This is a genomic window from Novipirellula sp. (genome assembly GCF_041583735.1).
Classification (GTDB): Bacteria; Planctomycetota; Planctomycetia; order Pirellulales; family Pirellulaceae; genus Novipirellula.
Map to the genome: position 1 here is coordinate 1 of NZ_JBFHFD010000032.1, position 19,414 is coordinate 19,414.

At 54.9% G+C, this 19,414-nt stretch carries 15 protein-coding genes; 5 read left to right on the forward strand and 10 right to left on the reverse strand.

The window, feature by feature from the left end; all coding sequences use genetic code 11:
- Positions 1-293 precede the first annotated feature (293 nt).
- Positions 294-1,031 carry an LON peptidase substrate-binding domain-containing protein gene (locus ABX962_RS04535; RefSeq protein WP_339940436.1) on the reverse strand — a complete coding sequence of 246 codons (738 nt, stop codon included), beginning with the start codon at positions 1,029-1,031 and terminating at the stop codon, positions 294-296.
- Between the two features lie 410 nt (positions 1,032-1,441).
- Here ABX962_RS04535 and ABX962_RS04540 point away from each other — a divergent pair, with 410 nt between their 5' ends.
- Complete coding sequence (locus ABX962_RS04540; RefSeq protein WP_372717041.1) at positions 1,442-2,020, forward strand: dCTP deaminase; 579 nt, start codon at positions 1,442-1,444, stop codon at positions 2,018-2,020.
- On the opposite strand, the gene ABX962_RS04545 is transcribed toward ABX962_RS04540, so the two are convergent.
- The 7 genes from ABX962_RS04545 to ABX962_RS04575 form a co-directional block, all read right to left on the reverse strand.
- Complete coding sequence (locus ABX962_RS04545) at positions 2,017-2,727, reverse strand: response regulator (protein WP_339940440.1); 711 nt, start codon at positions 2,725-2,727, stop codon at positions 2,017-2,019. The two genes, ABX962_RS04540 and ABX962_RS04545, sit on opposite strands and share 4 nt — an antisense overlap.
- Positions 2,728-2,739: 12 nt before the next feature.
- Complete coding sequence (gene phoU / locus ABX962_RS04550; protein ID WP_372717043.1) at positions 2,740-3,414, reverse strand: phosphate signaling complex protein PhoU; 675 nt, start codon at positions 3,412-3,414, stop codon at positions 2,740-2,742.
- A 6-nt stretch (positions 3,415-3,420) separates the two neighbouring features.
- Positions 3,421-4,290, reverse strand: coding sequence for a phosphate ABC transporter ATP-binding protein PstB (pstB, locus tag ABX962_RS04555; protein WP_372717045.1), 870 nt, complete (start codon positions 4,288-4,290; stop codon positions 3,421-3,423).
- A gap of 79 nt (positions 4,291-4,369) precedes the next feature.
- Entirely contained in the window at positions 4,370-5,566 is a 1,197-nt protein-coding gene (locus ABX962_RS04560; RefSeq protein WP_345682406.1) for a PstA family ABC transporter permease, read from the reverse strand.
- Positions 5,563-6,516 (reverse strand): phosphate ABC transporter permease subunit PstC, encoded by a 954-nt coding sequence (gene pstC / locus ABX962_RS04565; protein ID WP_372717048.1) that lies wholly within the window; start codon positions 6,514-6,516, stop codon positions 5,563-5,565. The genes ABX962_RS04560 and pstC overlap by 4 nt, the downstream gene beginning before the upstream one ends.
- Before the next feature lie 189 nt (positions 6,517-6,705).
- Positions 6,706-7,818 (reverse strand): PstS family phosphate ABC transporter substrate-binding protein, encoded by a 1,113-nt coding sequence (locus ABX962_RS04570; RefSeq protein WP_372717050.1) that lies wholly within the window; start codon positions 7,816-7,818, stop codon positions 6,706-6,708.
- Between the two features lie 460 nt (positions 7,819-8,278).
- On the reverse strand, positions 8,279-10,078 hold the full coding sequence (locus ABX962_RS04575; RefSeq protein WP_372717054.1) for an ATP-binding protein: 1,800 nt from the start codon (positions 10,076-10,078) through the stop codon (positions 8,279-8,281).
- Positions 10,079-10,579: 501 nt separating this feature from the next.
- Between ABX962_RS04575 and ABX962_RS04580 the strand changes: the two genes are divergently transcribed.
- The 3 genes from ABX962_RS04580 (at position 10,580) to ABX962_RS04590 (ending at position 14,561) form a co-directional block, all read left to right on the forward strand.
- Positions 10,580-12,052, forward strand: coding sequence for a DUF4332 domain-containing protein (locus tag ABX962_RS04580; RefSeq protein WP_372717056.1), 1,473 nt, complete (start codon positions 10,580-10,582; stop codon positions 12,050-12,052).
- 793 nt (positions 12,053-12,845) lie between these two features.
- Positions 12,846-13,622, forward strand: a complete 777-nt coding sequence (locus ABX962_RS04585) for a DUF6655 family protein (protein ID WP_372717058.1) — start codon at positions 12,846-12,848, stop codon at positions 13,620-13,622.
- A 201-nt stretch (positions 13,623-13,823) separates the two neighbouring features.
- Positions 13,824-14,561 carry an SDR family oxidoreductase gene (locus ABX962_RS04590; RefSeq protein ID WP_372717079.1) on the forward strand — a complete coding sequence of 246 codons (738 nt, stop codon included), beginning with the start codon at positions 13,824-13,826 and terminating at the stop codon, positions 14,559-14,561.
- On the opposite strand, the gene ABX962_RS04595 is transcribed toward ABX962_RS04590, so the two are convergent.
- Together ABX962_RS04595 and ABX962_RS04600 are read right to left on the reverse strand one after the other, a co-directional pair.
- Entirely contained in the window at positions 14,558-16,213 is a 1,656-nt protein-coding gene (locus ABX962_RS04595) for a BBP7 family outer membrane beta-barrel protein (protein ID WP_372717060.1), read from the reverse strand. The two genes, ABX962_RS04590 and ABX962_RS04595, sit on opposite strands and share 4 nt — an antisense overlap.
- Before the next feature lie 337 nt (positions 16,214-16,550).
- On the reverse strand, positions 16,551-17,768 hold the full coding sequence (locus ABX962_RS04600; protein ID WP_372717062.1) for a cytochrome-c peroxidase: 1,218 nt from the start codon (positions 17,766-17,768) through the stop codon (positions 16,551-16,553).
- Between the two features lie 677 nt (positions 17,769-18,445).
- Here ABX962_RS04600 and ABX962_RS04605 point away from each other — a divergent pair.
- Complete coding sequence (locus tag ABX962_RS04605) at positions 18,446-19,414, forward strand: MoxR family ATPase (protein WP_345319453.1); 969 nt, start codon at positions 18,446-18,448, stop codon at positions 19,412-19,414.

Sequence of the window (19,414 nt, forward strand, 5' to 3'; positions counted from 1 at the left end):
AGGGGGCGACCGCGCTATCGCCCGAGCAAGTTCGGTGCAATCGGCGTTTTCGTTGCCAGCGAATTGCTCGGTCAGCCCCCTCACCCGAACGTCGCTGAAGGCTCCGTTCGACCTCTCCCCCAACGAAGTTGGTGGAGAGGTGGCAGAGTCGGGGGAGAGGTGGCAGAAAACCAGCGCACCCAAAAATCACGACAATACCAAAGTTTTAGCGCCGTCGGCTCAGATCATAATATGGAATGACTCATATTCACCTGCTTCGCTTCACGTAATGATCGCGGGAGCGATCAACGACATTAATTCATGCTGAATTTGGGCGGAAACGGTTCATCGTCTTGCGAACGACCATCGCCGTCCTGTTCTTCGGACGAAACGGTGTGCAGATTCACCTTGCCGCTACGGAGCAGACGGACCAATTCTGCAGCACGGTCATCGACGTCCGCGATCGCCAACAAACGCAATTTTGCTTCGATCTCAAATGGCAGCGTGTACGAGATGATGTCGGTAATCGGGCCGAGTCCCATTTGACCGGCCATCAACTCATGAAGACTCTTCGACGCCTGCTTGCTGGCCGGGATGATCGTCGCAAAGGCCTCGAGCAATTCTTTTTTCAGCTGCGTTCGATGCTCCGCTCCGATTGGCGGATAGAAGTCCGAGCGAACGTCAACTTCGGCGATGCGAAACGGACGCCCCGCATCGACTTCGCGAGTAATAATCGCCCGCTTCACGCCGACCAATAAGATATTGTGCTGGTCGTTCTCTAATTCGGCGTGCGAGACGATGCGGCCAATACAGATCGTGGTGGCGATCGGCGGCTGCTCATTTGGCATCACCGCGATGCCCCCCGTCAGCGTTGCCATTGCAATCAAACGATCCGAGGCCAGCGATTCGCGAAGCATCTCGCAATAACGGGGCTCAAACAGATGCAAAGGCTGCATCGCGTGCGGAAACATCACCAGTTCGGGCAACGGAAAAAGACGCACCCGACCATCAAAATCGTCCGGCAACTGAATCACATCGTCTAAATTATCCATCTGCTATTCGCACCTTTTCCTGTACGAGCCCCTATCCGACGAGCTGCCTAGCGTGTTGTGTCTGCGAGACATGCTACATCTGCCGTAGCGAAAGTCGCGAAGACTTTCGTAGATCGCTGTCCCAACCAAAACTCTCGGCGAGTTTCGCTACGCACATATTATCATCAAACATGGCTTTTTTGCTACGACTCTCGCTTGGCCCCCCATTCTAGGTCAAATTCAAGGGCGGATGTGAGGACATTGGGGGGGGTGTTAAAAGCCACGTATCCGTCAGCATGCACTAAAATATCCGTGGGCACGCGACATCGACGCGGTTGAAATCATTGACGTCAACAGGGTCGTCACAGACAATCAGCAGTTCCCCGTCGTTGTCAGCTCACACCCCACACTCCACTCCGCACGGATTGACCATGCTTCTTTCGGGTGAAGAAATCAAGCGAAAGCTAAACGATACGATCGTCATCGAACCGTTTGACGAAAACCGAATCAATCCCAACAGCTACAACTTGACGCTTCATCACGAGTTGTTGGTGTACGAGGAGGTGATTCTGGATGCGGCGACGCCCAACCGCTATCGGCGACTGGAAATTCCCGCCGAAGGGATCACGTTGCAGCCAGGGCTGCTGTACCTCGGCCGCACGGTTGAGCACACTGAAACCAAAGACTCTGCGCCGATGATCCAAGGCCGCAGCTCGCTGGGACGTTTGGGTTTGTTTATCAACCCCGGAGGCAGTCTTGGGAATGTCGGGTACTGCGGCACATGGACGCTTGAAATGCACTGCGTGCAACCGGTGCGGATCTATGCGAACATGCAGATCTGTCAAATTTATTACTTGCAGGTGCAAGGCGAGTGCGGTGGTTACGGCCCCGGCAAGTATCAAAACAGCTGCGATATCCAGCCCAGCTTGATGTACCGTGAACTCGGTGGCGATGACCACGACGGGCAAATGGAATTGAATTTCGACGAATTGCTTCACGAATCGCGTTAGACCCGTTCGCCGACGCGTTGGTCACTTGGATCGCGGAACTTGTAACCAACCCCCCGCACGGTTTGCACGACATCGGCGTGAGTATCGAGCTTCTTTCGCAACGAGCGAACATGCACGTCGATTGTTCGCTCCAAGACCAGTGTGTCTTCGCCAAGCGCGACGTCGATCAATTCGCTGCGTGAGAACACCCGTCCGGGTTGCCGCAACAAACACTCGAGCAAGCGAAACTCGCTACGTGTCAAATTCACCACATCGTCATTGACCGTCACCCGGTAGCGAACCGGATCAATCGCAACACCCTGGCTGGCGATCAACTGCACTGCGGCAGATTCGTTATCCCGTCGGCAAAGCGACTTGACGCGTTCGAGCAAAACTTTGACGCTAAACGGTTTGGTGACATAGTCATCCGCGCCGAGCGCGAAACCAATCAATTGGTCCGACTCTTCGGCCTTGGCCGTCAGCATCAAGATGCGAGTATTCTTGGTCGCCGAATCGGCACGCAGTCGTCGGCACGCTTCGAGTCCATCGAGCACCGGCAACATCAAGTCCAAAATGATCACGTCGGGCAACTTCAATCGAGCCTGCGTCAGCCCGTCTTCGCCATCGTGAGCCACATAAACCTCGTAGCCTTCGCGTTGAAGGTTATAGGTGACGACCTCGGCCAAGGAACGATCGTCTTCGATAATCAAAACAGTGGTTTTAGCCATAATTCCTTCAGCTTATTTAGCAATCTTTTTCGTAACGGAGCAATGACGAACGATTTCGCCATCCACCAAATAAATTGCATCCTCAGCAATGTTGGTCGCGAGATCGGCGATACGCTCCAAATGGCGAATCGCTGAAAAGCAATGGAGCGCGGCAGCCACAAACTGAGCATCTTGTTGCATCGTCAACCGCAAACGATTGATCAAATCGGTGTTGAGCGCATCGACTTCGTCGTCGCGTAGAATCACGCTTCGGGCGATGTCGGTATCCATGTTGACAAAGGCGTCGAGCGCTTCACGCACCATCCCGCTGACCTTCGTCACCATCGGGCCGACTCCCTCAGGAATCACAAAGCGAGGATAGTCTTTGACGCCGAGTGCACGTTGTGCCACGCTGACGGCCAAATCCGCGATCCGCTCCAAATCGTTGTTCACTTTGATGACGGTTGCAATTCGGCGAAGATCGATTGCGACCGGATGATGAAGCGCCAGCATCTTCAAACACTCTTCCTCGATTGCAACCTCTTGCTGATCCACCTCTTCATCATCATGGATCACTTTTTCAGCCAGGTCTGTACGCCCATCCTGCAGTGCCCGGCCAGCGTTACCGATCATTTCCTCGACGACCGCCGAAAGTGACAAAATGTCACGATGCAGGTGGTCCATGTCGCGGTCTAAGTGTTTTGTCATATTGAATTAACCAAATTTTCCGGTGACGTAGTCTTCCGTCTGTTTTTGATCGGGCCGAGTAAAGATTTGATCCGTCGTTCCAAACTCGACCACGCGTCCCTGATAGAAAAACGCTGTCATATCGGAGACTCGCGACGCCTGCTGCATGTTGTGCGTCACAATCACAATCGTGTACTGCTTGCGAAGCTCGTAAATCAGATCTTCGATACTGCTTGTCGAAATCGGGTCCAGTGCCGAACACGGCTCGTCCATCAAAAGCACTTCGGGGCCGGTGGCAATGGTCCTTGCGATACAGACCCGCTGTTGTTGACCGCCGCTCAATCCAAGTGCCGGTTTGTGCAAGCGATCTTTGACTTCCTCCCACACGGCGGCTTTACGCAGCGCCCACTCGACCAAATCATCCAACTCGGACCGCGAGATGCGAAGGTGCAGCCGCGGGCCATAGGCCACGTTGTCGTAGATGGTCTTGGGGAACGGATTCGGTTTCTGAAACACAATCCCGACCTGACGCCGCAAATCGACCACATCGGTGCTGGCCGCCAAGACGTCTAGATCGGCCAACGAGATCTTGCCTTCGGCACGGGCCGTCGGAACGATGTCGTTCATCCGATTGATCCACCGCAACAGCGTCGTCTTCCCACACCCGCTTGGTCCAATCAGCGCGGTCACGCGATTCTTGGGAATGTCCAACGATATATCATACAATGCATGATAGGCCCCATAAAACGCATTGAAGTCAGCAATGCGAATTGCGGGTTGGGCGTCCTCGGGAATCGGTTTTGTATCGATTGCAGTCGAATCCTGGCTAGTAACCACCACGGAATCCTCGTCACGGGATTCATTCACGGGGTTCGGCTTTTTTAAGGAGGCGGTCATCTGTTTATCTGCACTTGTAAACGAGTCATTCGCCACGCACAACCGTTGGACGCCTGACGAAAAGTAAAGTTCTTTCGAATTACGAAAGCGGCCTCTGTGTACGGTTGCGGATCAACACCGCGACGGCATTAAAGGACAACAATAATGTCAACAACACGATGATGCCTTTGGCGGCAACCGCATGGAATTCGACCTGGGGGCGTGCAGCCCAATTGAAAATCTGTAGCGGCATCACCGAAAAATCGTCCATCAAATTCCCTGGACTCGAACCGATGTAAACGATGCCGCAAATGATCAAAATCGGCGCGGCTTCGCCGATCGCTCGACTCATCGCCAAGATCGCTCCGGTCATGATCCCCGGTATCGCCGCGGGCAAGGTCACGTTCTGGACCGTTTGCCACTGCGTCGCTCCCATGCCAAGCGAGCCTTCCCGCAGCGAATTCGGCACCGCCCTCAAAGACTCTTGTGATGCGATGATCACAATCGGCAACACGACCAACATCAGCGTCAAACCGCCCGACAGCACCCCACGGCCCAGCGGCAGACGAAAGTAGTACCAGGCCTTTTTGCTGATACGGCCCGCTTCAGCGTCGTCACGCAATGTCACTGCCCGCACGTTCACTTCGCGTGGCAGTCGCTCTTTCGCACCGATTACGTTGACCTCGACCGTTTGGCCGGAACTCGTGATCGCCGTCAGCCCCGGTTTCAATTCCGGAGCGGGTGAGTTCGACTCGGCCGCCGGAACCAACAAGATGCGATTGCCTTCGCTAACGAATTGGTCAAAGTAGGTCGCACCAACCTCGAACACCGGTTCGTTGCGATTTCCCATGATGCCAAACATGCCGGCAAATGCCGTCAACCCGATGATCCCATAGACCACCGATGGCACGCCGGCCAAGTTGCTGATGTTCAACTGGATGAAACTGTGAAACCATCGCATCGCGACCGAGCGTGGTTTGAACTCTTCCAAAAAGATTGCGGTCGCCACTCCGATCGGCAGCGTGAACAACGCACAAACGCCACACACCCACATCGACCCCAATAGCGCCGGTCGAATGCCAGCGTCCGCTGGTGTCGCACTGGGGGCTGAACTGACAAAGTCCCAATCGAGTCCAGGTAGACCTTGGTAAAAGACCGCACCTAACATGACGGCCAAAATGATCACCGACAACAGTGCCGTGACTTGGCAAAACCGCACAAACCAACGATCGAGTCGGTGGCGACTTTTTAAGTTGCGATGTTTTTTGGAATCGGGTTTGTCGCTGACTTGACTCATTCGTACGCCTCACGAAATCGTTTGCGGACGACGTTGCCAAGCACCGTCAAGCTAAACGTAAGGACAAACAACACGGCCGCGACCGCGTACATTGAATAGTATTCCATTCCCTCGTGACTGGCGTCACCGAGCGCCATTTGGACCATCCATCCGGTCATCGTTTGAATCTCGTTTCGCGGATCCATCGTCATGCGAGCCGTCGCTCCTGCGGCCAATGCAACGATCATTGTTTCGCCAATCGCTCGTGCGATCGCCAACAAGAACGCGGACACCAGCCCCGATAATGCGGCGGGAACGACCACCTTGGTGGCAACGTCAAATCGCGTTCCACCTAATCCGTACGCAGCGTCACGCAGACTTCGTGGGACGGCATGCAGTGCGTCTTCGGACAGCGAGCAAACCGTGGGCAGACAGAGGATCCCTACCGCCAATCCGGCGCTAAACGCATTGAAAACATTAAAGCCTTCGTGAAAGAACTTCAGCCCCGGCGTGATCACGGTCAATGCAAAGTAACCGTAAACCACCGTGGGGATGCCCGCCAAAATCTCGAGCGTTGGCTTCAGCGTCGACCGCACTTTGCGAGGGGCATATTCGCTTAGGTAGACGGCCGTCACTAACCCCAGCGGCAATGCGACAATCATCGCCACCGCCGTGACAAGCAGCGTTCCGGCGACAAGCGGCCAAATACCGATCTCACCCGAAAACAACGGCGACCATTTTGCTGACCCTAAAAACTTGCCGACACTGACACCGTCCATCGCAAAGAAGCGAAAGGTTTCACGAAACAACACAAAGATGATCGTGAATGTGATGGCAATCGACAACAATGCACTGAGAAACAACATCACGCGAACCAAACGATCGCGAATCCGTGCAGCGATCGGCGACCGCCGCCGTGACGGATGGTGGACGATCGTCGTGATGTCATTGGTAGCGTTGATCACGCTCATGAAATTTGTTTTCCGTTCGCATCGTGCTTGGTTTCTCGTCGCGAAACTCGCACGTGAGTTTCGCACAGTCCGTCAATCAACAAACCAACAGCTCTGTCACCGATGAACACTTTAGGTAGTGGATCTTGCTAACGATCCCATGTGCCGCAGGATCTTTAGCAAGATCCACTACCACTCACTCGATGACGACTACTCGATGTCGACGACGTTTTCGGTTGTATACAGTTCGGCCAATGGACCGCTGCGTTTTTCCAATTCAGGTGTCAAATAGTGGGTTCCGGTGATCCGTTCTTCGTAGTGAGCTCGCACCACTTCGTACATCGAATCTGGCAGCGCGACATAGTCGACCATCTCGGCCAACTTGCCCGCCTCCCGCAGATAGAACTCGAGGAACTGCTTGACTTCGGGACGTTTCATCGAGTCGGTTTTGACATAGATGAAAAGTGGACGGCTGAACGGAGCGTACTCTCCATTTTCGATCGTTTCCGGTGTCGGTGCGACCGCTTTGCCGGTATTGGGATCGACAATTTTGACAGCTTTGATCTTGTCAACGTTGGCAAAGTAATACGAAGCGCCGAAGAACCCAATTGCTCCCTTTTCGCCAGCCACCCCCGTGACCAACACGTTGTCGTCTTCGCTAACCGACATGTCGTCACGAGGATGTTCATGTTCATCATCCTTGGCGACCACGTCCCCGAAGAAGTAGTCGAACGTGCCTGAATCGGTTCCTGGAGCATAGATTTTGATCGGCAACTCGGGCCACTCGGGATTCACATCCTTCCAAGTCTTTGCACCGCCTTCGCGTAGAAAAATCTTCTTCAATTCATCAACCGTCAACTGTTTAACAAAGTCGTTTTCTTTGTTGATCACAATCGACAATCCGTCGTACGCGATAGGCAATTCGACAAACGAAACGCCTTTTTCTTTACAAACTTTGAATTCCGAATCTTTGATCGGACGCGATGCATCGGAGATATCAATCTCGCCGTTGGTGAACCGTTCGAAACCGCCTCCGGTTCCCGAAATGGCCACCGTCACCTTGACGTTCTTGAAGTTTTTACCAAACGCTTCGGCCGCGGCTTCACTAATCGGAGCCACAGTGCTCGATCCATCAATTTCCACGGCACCTTCGATATCGGCGAGCTCGCTTGTTGCCAAGTCGTCAAACGCAATGTCGGAAGTCGATTCGGATGGGCTGGTCGAAGCAGGCCCACAACCGACCATTGCCAAACAAACCACCCCTGCCGCCAAAGTTTCGCCAAGCAACAGGGTGCCACTACGAAACGGTTTCAACCAAATCATTTACCTTCTCCAGGATTTATAGCGAGCAAACGAGTCGTGAGCGACTCGAACAGCCGAGATCCTAGAGTCCGAATGTTAAGATTGCGTTAAGATCGCTTAAAGGCGGCGCGATTATGAAGACAGTTTCGAAGTGGCGTTGCTGCGGGCTCGATATGTACGCCAGGTCCGCTGCGTTGGCTAAGTAAAAAACAACCCAAAACACGCTGTTTTTTAACGGATTCTCACCCGCGTGAACTTCCTAGCAGTGGTATCAAGCTGGAAAGCGTGATCCCTGCGGGGGAACGCGGGGGTCATCTTTTTAGCAATGCGTTTTTAGCAATGCGTCTCTAGCAATGCGTTCGGCCACGATTCGAGCGATTCTCGCCCAACCCCCAGTCGCCGCGTTCGATTGCCTCAAGTCGGTATTAACTTAAACCGTGACGCGTTGGCAATCAAGCGTAATCACGCGAGCTTGGCACGCCTAGCTGAGTGGCAAGCGGACCTGGAACGTGCTGCCTTCGCCCGGCTTGCTGCACAACTTCACTGACCCGCCAAACGCTTGGCAGAGGTGCTTGACGATCGAAAGCCCCAATCCGGTGCCACCCAATTCGCGTGAGCGTGCTTTGTCGGCTCGATAGAACCGCTCGAACACGCGTGTGTGATGCTCCGGTGCAATCCCGATGCCAGTATCTTGAACCTCGAGTAACATCTGATCTTGCTCTTGCCACCAACGCACGGTCACACGTCCCTTTTCGGGCGTATACTTGATTGCGTTGCCGATCAAATTATCCAGGATCGTCGTCAAGCCATCTTCGTCAGCGTACACAAGTATCGGAGATGGCGGTGGCTCGACCACCAATTGAATCTCCTTTCGCTGCGCCGCATCGGTGTTGTGATTGAAACAGGTGTCGACGACTTTGTTCACCGACACATCGGTGATCTCGAACGCTTCTTCGCCCGATTCGACGCGTGCGATTTGCAGCATGTCAAGAATCAGCTGATGCAAACGCTCGGCCTGTTCCTCGATCCGATCAACGAATTTCAAGTTGTTCTCGGGATCGCTCATCGCTCCTAGACGAAGTGTTTCCGCATACGCCTTGATTGACGCGAGTGGTGTTTTTAATTCATGAGAGACATTGGCAACAAATTCCTGGCGTAGATTCTCGAGCCGTCTCAGCTCGGTGATGTTGTGCAACACCATCACGACGCCGTTGGCAGGATCGCCTGGTAAACACGTTGCCCGCACTGCCAAGTCTCGCCGAACTTGACAGATCGATTCGAATTCGGTTTGTTCGGGTCCACCGGTTTCCAAACACTTTTGCACCAACTCGTACAGCGGCCGACTGCGAACCGCCTCGAGCAAAGGACGGCCGACCTCGTTGGCGGTGGCAAAATTAAGCAGCGTCTTACTGGCGTCATTGGCCAACACGATTCGCTCGTCCATGTCGATGGCGATGATGCCCTCGTCCATGCTGCTGAGTACCGTCGACATCTGCTCGTTCTTCTCACGCAATTGCCGAAATCGCCACCCCAGTTCGGACTGCATTTGGTTGAATGCTTCGGCCAACAAGCCAACCTCGTCGTGGCTGCGAACCTGCACCGGTGCTTGATCCATCCCGCTAGCGATTGCCTGGGCGCGCTCGGTAAGTTGAGCCAAAGGATTGATGATGCGGCCTACGATCGCGTAGGTCAGCGCCGTTGCGATTGCGCCAAACAACAGTGCGAGCAGCCACAACGAGCGGCGAACGGTATCCACACGCTCGTTGATCGTATCCAGCTCGACCGCGACTCGCACAAAAGCCGATCTTCCCTTGGGCGATTGCATTTTTAGAGCGAGATAATACATATCCAGATGAACCGTTGGACTCTCGCGGGTCGCCACCCCTTTGCCGGTTTTGCTGGCCGCCCGCAACTCAGGACGGTTCGCATGATTCAGTACCGTCTTTGGATCTCGCTCGGATTCGGCCAAGACAACGCCTTCGTCGTCCGTGATCGTCAGACGCATCTGAGTCTCGGTTGCTAATTGCACAATCAATGCTTGCAATTCTGCTTTAGCCTGGGTCACCGATTCTTCGTCGCCCTCTTTGTCAAGCACGTCAGCGACCAAGTCCGTTACGTGGCTACGCAAAACGATGGCGGTGTCAAACAACCGCTGCTCCACTTGCCGATTGATTTCCTCTCGCTGCGACGAGGTCACGATGAACAGGAACCCCACGGCCAGCATCAAGTTCAAGCCAACCGAAATCAGGAACAGTTTCCAAAACAGACGAGATGACCGCACGGCACGCCCCGAAGAGTTTTTCGCAATACTTCACAAGGACGCCACGGCGATACGCAATGAGATTCGTTCGCTCAGTGTTTAATCGCTGAGCGACCATCAAGCAGAATCACCGAGCGAAATGCACTGACCGCACCGTCCTAAAACAAAACGGCCCACGTTCCCATAACGGAATTTAGATAACAAGGGGGAGCGGGGGTGGCAAACATTCTGTCGCTACATTTTCATGCAATCGTCACGTCTCCACGCGATTTCTTCATATTCGGTCACATGCACGCCAGCCCAATGCACCCTGGGTCGGGCGTTCATTTCCTGAAACGATTCGCGGACATTCGGCCTCGATCGACAAAGAATCCGCCGATTCTCGTTTGACGCGAACAGGGCCAATCTGCGATTCATTGGGGGATTGATTCCTCGAATCGGCTCGCGTTGATCCTGTATTTTGCCATCCTTGACTCGCGTCTCGCCTGATTCGGCAGCGTCCTGTTTTTTTTGGAGAACGAAATGTCGCTCCTGTTGACGATCCTTCGCGCGGCGCATTGCCGCAGCACGCATCACTATTTCGCGCTTGATGCAATCCCCATGCTGAAAACCCCCTCGGGAATTCTGCTCGGGAATCTTCTGCTACAGCATTACAACGCCTACCTGACCGGTGCCAAGGATCCGGACACGAAGTTTCGCGACTTCAAAAACCACGTGCTGCATGTCGGCGACAACCATTGGGGCGGCGCTCCGCGTGCCTGCAAAAAATGGCTCGCCACCGCCACCGAGCAGCTGCAAAATCAACAATACAAAGACGCCGCCTACAGCTTGGGGGTGCTCAGCCACTACTTCACCGACCCGATCATGCCGCTGCATACCGGTTCGAGCGAACGTGAGGGTGTCGTCCATCGGCCGATGGAATGGAGCGTTTGTCAGGCGTACGAGGAAATCTACAGCCAAATCCGCGATGGTGAGGTTCGTGTCGACTTTCAACTCGCTCGTCACGAAGATTGGATCTCCGAGGCCGTGACCACCGCAGCAACCCAGTCGCACCAACATTACCACCGAATCATCGAAATCTATGATCTCGAGCGAGGCGTGAAGCAGCCACCCGAAGGGCTGAACGCCGAGTCTCGCGATATCTTGGTCACCATGTTTGGGATCGCGATCACCGGTTGGGCTCGCATTCTTGAACGCGTCGCGCAGTCCTGCCATAGCCCACTTCCGGAGGTCTCGTTGAACTTGGCCACGGTCATCTCGGCCATCCAAATGCCGTCGCGATGGGTCGTGCGAAAGATTGCCTCGGCACAAGAACAGCAAGCCGTCCGAGCCCTGTTTGCCGAATTCGAACGCACCGGGACTGTCAAAGCGAACTTGCCCGAAGAAGTCCGATCGGTCCGCGCTGAACGCCCCATGCCAAACGCGACGACCGCGTCCGGGGCGAGCGTGATGGAACCGGTCGCCGACAAACCAGCTGCGAGAACTTCGTCAACGTTGCCAAGCGTGGAAGATTCGTCGGATGTGGCTTCGTCGCGGCCACGAGCGTCCGTCTCTTCATCGCCAAACACGTCATCGCATTCCCAAGACCTCGTCGATGCGCCTTCGATCGGTCCCAAGACCGCGAAACGATTTGCCGCCATCGGCATCACGACCATCGGCCAATTTTTAGCGAGTGATGCCAAGCAGATGGCAGCCCAACTGGACACTCGCTGGATCACCGCGGAATTGATCGAAGACTGGCAGGCGCAAGCAACGCTGGTGACCCACATCGCATCACTATGCGGTTACAAGTCACAACTGCTGGTCGCGGTGGGCTGCCGAACGCCCGCCGAGCTGGCCGAACGTGTGGCGGATGAACTGAGCGACGAAATCGACCGTTACTGTGACACCAAAGCAGGCCAACGGATCCTGCGTAGCAGCCCGACTCCGGACCAAGCCAATGTAGCGAGATGGATCGCCGAAGCTCGCGTGTACCGAAAAAACCGAGCCGCCTAGGTTACCACCAACGCTCGACGTGCGACGAACAACTCGACGGCCTGCGGAATGCAAAAACCCTTTGCCGTAGCGGAAGCCGTCCACGGCTTGTTGATTCAATCCAAATGCAAATCGCAACGGTGAGCCCGGAGGCCGTAGGGCAGTAAGGCCGTACGTCACCGGGTAGCGCGTCGGCCCCGGCCGCTGACCCGCGAGCAGCTCACTTAATCAACGAGTCGGCAAGACTATCGTTCCATGACGCTAGCGATCCCCGAAACTCTCGGCGAGTTTCGCTACGGCGAGTGGCCTCGCTGATGCTAGCCTCGCTGATGCTGGACTCGCTGCACCCTCCAATCGCCATTGTGAACGGGGCAATGCGCACAACGACGCGAAAAGTGCAGCGAGCTCAGAATCAGCGAGCCCAAAATCAAATTCGCCGCGGATCCTATTATACCCTTCCCTCATTTTTCGTATGACAGAAGCATACACCGGAAATTCGGGTAACCGCAGGATGCCAAACCGGCCAATTCACCTATTTCACCAAACTTAACTACCCTGAGTCGGCGAAGTACCCTAAAACCCATTTACAAAATCCGAAAACGACTCGATTTCATCCATTTTTGCTCGACGCCTCCCAGAAACGCAAAATAGGCAGTCTGCGAATTAATGGCAAAATGCAATGATGGTCTAGTGTTCAGTAACGACAATCCGCTATGAAATCCGAACAATCCTAATGACCCAACCTGTCGGGCAAGTGACTAGCAGTAAGCGGATGAAATGCTAGCAAGATTTAATTCACATGGATGATTTACGCATGAGTACCAAACCCACTCGATTGACTTGGAAGAACGCGGTCCTAGCGGGACTAACCTGCAGCACCAGCGTCTTGGGGATTGGATGCGCTTCGACGAAGACCTCCAATACGGCGCGAACCGGCACGGAACAGATTTTAATTTCGGCTGCGATTGACCGCGCGTTCTCCAACGTACAGTTCAACGAGCTGGCGGGTTACAAAGTCTTCATCGACGAAAAGTATCTTGATTCCGTCGACAAGGCTTACCTCATGGGCACGCTTCGTCACAAAATCTTTGAATCAGGCGGTCATTTGGTGACCGCACTCGATCAAGCGGACGTCGTGCTTGAACCACGCAGTGGCGGTGTGGGAACCGATACGCAAGAGAGCTATGTGGGGATCCCAGCGCTCGGCATGCCGGGATTGCCGATCGAGCTTCCTGAAATCAAGCTTGCTTCGCGGAACACTCAAATGGGAACCGCCAAAATCGGGCTGGTTTGTTATGACGCGAAAACGGGGGTCGCGTTGGGTGCGGGCGGAGAATCGACCGCGTTGACCCACAACAATGACACGTATGTGCTTGGCGTTGGACCGTTTCGCAGCGGTTCGGTTATCGACCAACGTCAAAAGGCGGTCGGCTACAACGGTGTCGGTGGCAGCATCATGAGTACCGGCAAGGTTGCCAAAGCGGCCCCGATTAAAATCATGGACCGCAAGGATGCGGTGATGGGTTCGCCGTCGACCCCCGCCGAGCAAATTGCCGAAACCCCCTCCGTCCCCGATTACTTCAATCGCTAATGCGGTAACCCCGATCCCCGGGCTCGCATGCCAGACGCAAACGGCGTGAAATCCGCGTTCAATGGGACTTAATCGAAGCGTCCACGCGGCATGTAAAATCCCCATGGGTTTGTTAAGATGTTGGCTCACACCCGCGAACCGTTTTCGGTTTGATGGTGTGACGTTTTGCATCATTAAACAACAAACATCATTGGGATTGGCATCGTGTCAAATTTAGCAGGCAAAGTCGTTGCGATTACAGGCGGCGGAACGGGGATTGGCGCCGGTATCGCACGGGAATTGGCCATGGCTGGCTGCAAAGTCGTCGTCGGCGGACGTCGTACCGAGCCGCTTGAGACGCTGGCCAAATCGATTCAAAGCGAGCATCCCGTTCGGACTCACGCGATCGACGTAGCGGATCCCAACAGCATTACCGCGTTCTTTGCCTTTGTCCGTGAGCAAGTGGGCGAGGTTGACATCTTGGTGAATAGTGCGGGGATCAATATTCAAAATCGCACCATGGCCGCGATGATTCCCGAAGACTGGGATCGTGTCATGCAAATCAATGCCTCGGGTGCCTACCGCTGTATTCTCGAAGTGCTTCCGCAAATGCGTGAGCGTCGTGACGGCGTTGTGATCAACATCTCGTCGATCGCTGGCAAACGAGCGATCTCTCTCGGCGGCGTGGCTTACTGTGCCAGCAAGTTTGCAATGACCGCCCTTGGCACCGCCATTTCAAACGAAGTACGCCACGAAGGCGTGCGAGTGACGAACGTCTATCCCGGCGAAGTCAACACGCCGATTTTGGACAACCGGCCTGTGGCGGTTACGCAAGAGCACAAAGACGCGATCCTGCAACCCGAAGACATCGCGGCGCTGATTGGCACGATTTGCCAATTGCCACCGCGAGCTCATGTACCGGAAATCGTGATCAAGCCAACCATCCAAGAATGGGTTTAGTACACGTACTGCAATCCAAAATGGATGCCGTGCACATAAAACGTCTTGTAATCCATCTTGGAACTCGGGCGTAGCGGGTCGGAAACCGGATCCGCTAGGTTGGACGCCAATTGGTCATCGATCAGCCCTGAAACTTGCAACGCTTCCGTCATCGCGATGATGTGATACCCCACCGTCACGTCAAACCTCGGGAAGTAACGCCATCCCAGCGATAGATCGATCTCGGGAACCCAGGCGAATGTATCGTCGATTCGATTCCCTGCGTTGGTGCTGCGAACCAGCAGACCATTGGGATCCGTGAATGTCGGGCCATTGCTGGTTTGGGTTTGCCCTGCCAAAGTGGCTTCGCGTCGCAGATTTCCTGCGGCAACTTTGAACAAACTGTTGAACGACCAACATCCTTCACGGTAGCGTGTTGCAATTCCAATCTGTCCGCCGTGGAAATCGTTTTGTGCGTCAAACGAATCTCGGATCGCGATGACCGAGCCAAGCGGAGCGGGGTTGTCCTCACCGGCGGTCGAGCTGCTCGAGGTGACCAGATCTTCGCTCAGATGCATATACTGGTACCCGTACAAAAGATCGACGGTGCCGCCATAGCGGGAATAAGCGTGTTGTCGAATCGAAAGGTCGGCTCCGTACACGCTGCTTGAGGCATGTACGTTTGCGAATCCTGAATTGGTGAATCCAGGCGTCGCAACCACTTGCGTATCTTGGCTCGGCGTTTGGCCCGTGGTGACATTGAAAAAGGGGCGTGTGATGACTGGGGTCGTCGATTGATCGGCACTGAAGTTATAGGTCTCCTCGCCCGTTCCCCAACCGCGAACCACCATGCTTCGCGAATGACAATCGTCAAGCCACGTGCCCACGGTCAATCGACCGCCAGCAGTCAGCTCGTTCAGCACTTCGCCACCGCCTGCCAACACGCGAGTCGAGGCTTGCCCGAGTCGGCCAGGGTTGGTGGCCGTCGCGGGAGCGGTGGTGAACAGCGGCGGCAGATAATCGCCGCTGCGGAACATCAATAACAATTCAAAATTGGCAAACCAACGATCACGACGAAACACCAAGCTGGCGTTGGCCCAGTTTCTAGGGCCACAGTGGTTACAACCGATTGAGTCGCATCCATAGCCGTCACAACCGTACGAATCACAGCTCTCAACACCGCAGCCGACGTCGCCGTATCCGCCTTCGTAATACTGGCCCGCTTCGTAAAACTCTTCGCCCTCGGAGGACCAGGTTTCGATCGGCGCGGGCCACGCGTCGCTTTCCACAATAATCTCTTGCTCGCCGCTGCCGTGTGGAGTCGGGTCCATCAGCACGACGTTATTGTGGCTGACTTGCTGCAGTTTCGCCCGACGTGATAGCAATTGAGGTGCCGTGGCTGGCGAACCTTCCTGGGCATTCGCTGCCTGAGCATCACGGTCGCCCGATTCCACGACATTGCCGTGAACGTCTTCGACCGGCACCGGAATCAGTCGCGAATTCGACTGGGCTGCGGACTTGGTCACCGTGGGCGGTTCGTAAACGCCGCGATCCGGCTTTTTTGTACGTACTTGAGCCTGCAACCCTGGCGTTCCTAGCAAAAAGCTAGCAATCGACGCTACACCGAATGCCATTCGGAGAGCGGAACAGCGGATCGTACGCGGCAATTTCATTGCTTATCTTCCGACACATTGAACGAATCATCATCATCAGTCCGCTGAGTGCACAGCGACCCTAGTGACTGTTTCGACAATTCCGATCGTGCCGGTTGAGCAATTCTGGAAAGCTTTGACGGTTATTCCGGTTGCAAGGCCAGCCCCCCATAGCGCAGGCTTCCAGCCTGGCGTGTGAGACAGGCTTCTAGCCTGTCATCGGTCACCCGCTTCCATTGGCGCGGGCCGGGAGGCCCTGGGGAATACTCGCAAAACCCGGCCGCTGACGCGTCACGGCTGAAAAACGCAACGAGTCCGAAAGTCTTGACGACCTTCGCTACGGGTGGCGCGGGACGGGTTACTTGGGAAAGCGAGTTTGCAGGATCGGTGGGAAATTGCCTGTCAAACCTTCAACCATGAATGCGACTAAGTCGGCCTTTTCCTGCTCGGTCAACTTCAACGGTTTGACCTTGTCGCTCAACCATGGGTTGGGATGTCCGCCGCGGTCGTACCACTCAACCACTTCCTCGAGCGTTTTCTGGCTTCCGTCATGCATGTACGGAGGCGACGCGGCGACATTTCGCATCGTCGGCGTCTTGAATGCGCCTCGGTCCTTCTCGTCCTTGCTGATTTCAAATCGGCCAAGGTCCGGCTTCTCGGCGGCCATTCCGACCCCGAGATTGTGGTACTGTTCATCGGTAAAGTTGCCACCGGCATGACATGCCGTACAGTTGGCTTTCCCGAACGTCAACTTCATGCCTCGTTTAGCCGACTCACTCATCGGATGCTCGGCAACCGCTTTCTTCAGTGCGTCGTACTGTTTTTTCAATTCAGGCTCTTCATCGAGATACTCTAAATCATCCGCGAACGTTTCCTCGAAACGGACAAGCGGAGCATAGTAGTCGTAGGGAGCGGGACCGGTAACGATGGCACGTTCAAACGAGGCAATTGCTTTGCCGACGTTGTCGATGCTCAATCCATCCTCGAAAATTGCATCGAACTGCAACTTGTAACCGGCGATGCCGGACAAGCATTCGACACATCCCGAGTGAGTATTGCCCATCTCGATCGGGTTCGCGATCGGCCCTACCGCTTGTTCTTCGAGCGTCGCGGCGCGGCCGTCCCAAAACTGAGCCTTGCTGACAATTCGGTTGTACGAGACGGGTGAGTTCCGCCCCCCCTCTTGCTGGCGAACGCCCACACCAAACTGTGTATTCGCTGCGTAACCTTGGTCGGGATCATGACAAGATGAACACGACACGGTGCTGTCGGATGACAAGCGAGGATCGAAATACAATTGACGCCCCAGTTCGATCTTGGCCCGAGTCATTGGATTGTCTTCGGGAATGAACACATTCGCACTGGCGGCATCAAGTCCGAGCGGCAACTTGATTTTCAATTCCGCATGATTCTCGGGTTTTGCAAGCCACAGCTTCAGCTCCGCCTCGGTCAAATCGCCTTCGCCGGGGATTCCCGTCAACAACGTCCCCTCCCCCAATGTGACCTCGTTCGATGGAGCTACCGCGGGGACGGTTTGTTCCGCCCCGCTATTCGCACCGAGCAAACCGAGGCTCAAAAAACAAAGGCTCGACGACACCAGGCTAAGCCGGGACAGCCGAGTCAGCGGGGAACGAAAACTTCTTTGGCAAATAGAATGTCGCATCAGCGGCGTCTCTCGATTTTTCGGAGGGGATCTAGGTAGGTTGTCATAGTATAGCTACCTTTTCCAGGCACTTCACCATGGTAGCTGCGACAATGCGGGCGAGTAATTTTGCGGTCACTGGGGGTCCGCTGCGAAACTCGAACTCATTTTGTTGTCTTACCACGCCACCCGCTGCGCGACCGGTCGGGTACAATTGCGTCGGAAGGCAAAACGGATCGTCATCCCCCGATCCAATTGTTTGGCCGATTGATTCTCCGGCCAATTGATTCTCTGGCCAATTGTCCAGAGAATCAGATTTCTCACTCCCAACGACTTATCCATCCCCTCCTCGTTTCGAAATCGTACTCGTCTTCTCGAAAAAATATCGCCCCGCAGCCCAACGCAGTGTCCAACAAACAAGCCCTCACAAAACAAGCGCCGATAAAACATCGGGCCGGAAAAACGAGAGCCACAACGCGTCAGCAAGATTGCAGCGGAACGGTCTTGAGCCAAACGCTTGACGGGGGATCGTTTTCGAAAGAACGTCAGTGTCCCTTCACTCTTCATCCCATCACTCCGACCCTCATCACGTGCACGAAACCGCTTCTGAAATGTCATCGCCACCGCTTTCCCAACCGACCATCAACGCTGCGGAATTGCTCACGAAAATCAACCATGTGCGGACATCGCTGCAAGAGGTGATTCGTGGCAAAGCGAATGTGATTGACGCCGTCTTGATCGCGATGTTGGCCGAAGGCTCGGTGCTGCTCGAAGACGTGCCTGGGGTCGGTAAAACCACGCTCGCCAAATCGTTGGCGAGATTGATTGACCTCGAGTTCCAACGCATCCAGTGCACGCCTGACCTGTTGCCGGCGGACATCATCGGTAGCAGTGTTTTCCGGCCGTCCTCGGGAACATTCGAATTTCGAGCAGGGCCGGTTTTCAGCAACCTGTTGATCGCCGATGAAATTAACCGCGCCTCACCTCGCACGCAGAGTGCGTTATTGGAAGCGATGGCGGAGTCCCAGGTCACGGTCGATGGCAAGCGGTATGTACTGAAGCGTCCCTTCATTGTCATCGCCACCCAAAACCCGTCCGGTTTCGAAGGCACGTTCCCGTTGCCGGAATCGCAACTCGACCGCTTCCTGATGCGATTGTCGATGGATTATCCCGATACCAACAGCGAAATTGAATTGCTGCTTGAACAAGCGGCATCGGACCCGGCGTCCGCATTGACTCCCGTCATGACTGGCGACGAATTGACAGCACTGCAATCATTTGTCCGCAAAGTCAAAGTCGATCGCAAAGCAGTGGCGTATATCGTCGAGATTGCCGCCGCGACGCGTACCGACACGCGACTGCGAGTCGGGGTTAGCCCGCGAGGATCGAAAATGTTGATGCGAGCCGCCCAAGCAAAGGCGGTTTTGTTGGGACGTGACTATGTGCTGCCCGACGATGTCCAAAGCTTGGCACCGAGCATCCTTTCGCATCGCGTTTCGCCTCGCAACGCCATCGCGACCTCCGAAGAAACCACGCTGATCATCGTTGATTTGTTAAAGTCCATCGAAGTGCCAGTCTGA

What these genes read in the sequence shown, in the direction of transcription:
- ABX962_RS04535 (WP_339940436.1), bottom strand. Translation starts at nt 1,031, where the DNA reads ATGGATAATTTAGACGATGTGATTCAGTTGCCGGACGATTTTGATGGT.
- ABX962_RS04540 (WP_372717041.1), top strand. Translation starts at nt 1,442, where the DNA reads ATGCTTCTTTCGGGTGAAGAAATCAAGCGAAAGCTAAACGATACGATC.
- ABX962_RS04545 (WP_339940440.1), bottom strand. Translation starts at nt 2,727, where the DNA reads ATGGCTAAAACCACTGTTTTGATTATCGAAGACGATCGTTCCTTGGCC.
- phoU (WP_372717043.1), bottom strand. Translation starts at nt 3,414, where the DNA reads ATGACAAAACACTTAGACCGCGACATGGACCACCTGCATCGTGACATT.
- pstB (WP_372717045.1), bottom strand. Translation starts at nt 4,290, where the DNA reads ATGACCGCCTCCTTAAAAAAGCCGAACCCCGTGAATGAATCCCGTGAC.
- ABX962_RS04560 (WP_345682406.1), bottom strand. Translation starts at nt 5,566, where the DNA reads ATGAGTCAAGTCAGCGACAAACCCGATTCCAAAAAACATCGCAACTTA.
- pstC (WP_372717048.1), bottom strand. Translation starts at nt 6,516, where the DNA reads ATGAGCGTGATCAACGCTACCAATGACATCACGACGATCGTCCACCAT.
- ABX962_RS04570 (WP_372717050.1), bottom strand. Translation starts at nt 7,818, where the DNA reads ATGATTTGGTTGAAACCGTTTCGTAGTGGCACCCTGTTGCTTGGCGAA.
- ABX962_RS04580 (WP_372717056.1), top strand. Translation starts at nt 10,580, where the DNA reads ATGTCGCTCCTGTTGACGATCCTTCGCGCGGCGCATTGCCGCAGCACG.
- ABX962_RS04585 (WP_372717058.1), top strand. Translation starts at nt 12,846, where the DNA reads ATGAGTACCAAACCCACTCGATTGACTTGGAAGAACGCGGTCCTAGCG.
- ABX962_RS04595 (WP_372717060.1), bottom strand. Translation starts at nt 16,213, where the DNA reads ATGAAATTGCCGCGTACGATCCGCTGTTCCGCTCTCCGAATGGCATTC.
- ABX962_RS04605 (WP_345319453.1), top strand. Translation starts at nt 18,446, where the DNA reads ATGTCATCGCCACCGCTTTCCCAACCGACCATCAACGCTGCGGAATTG.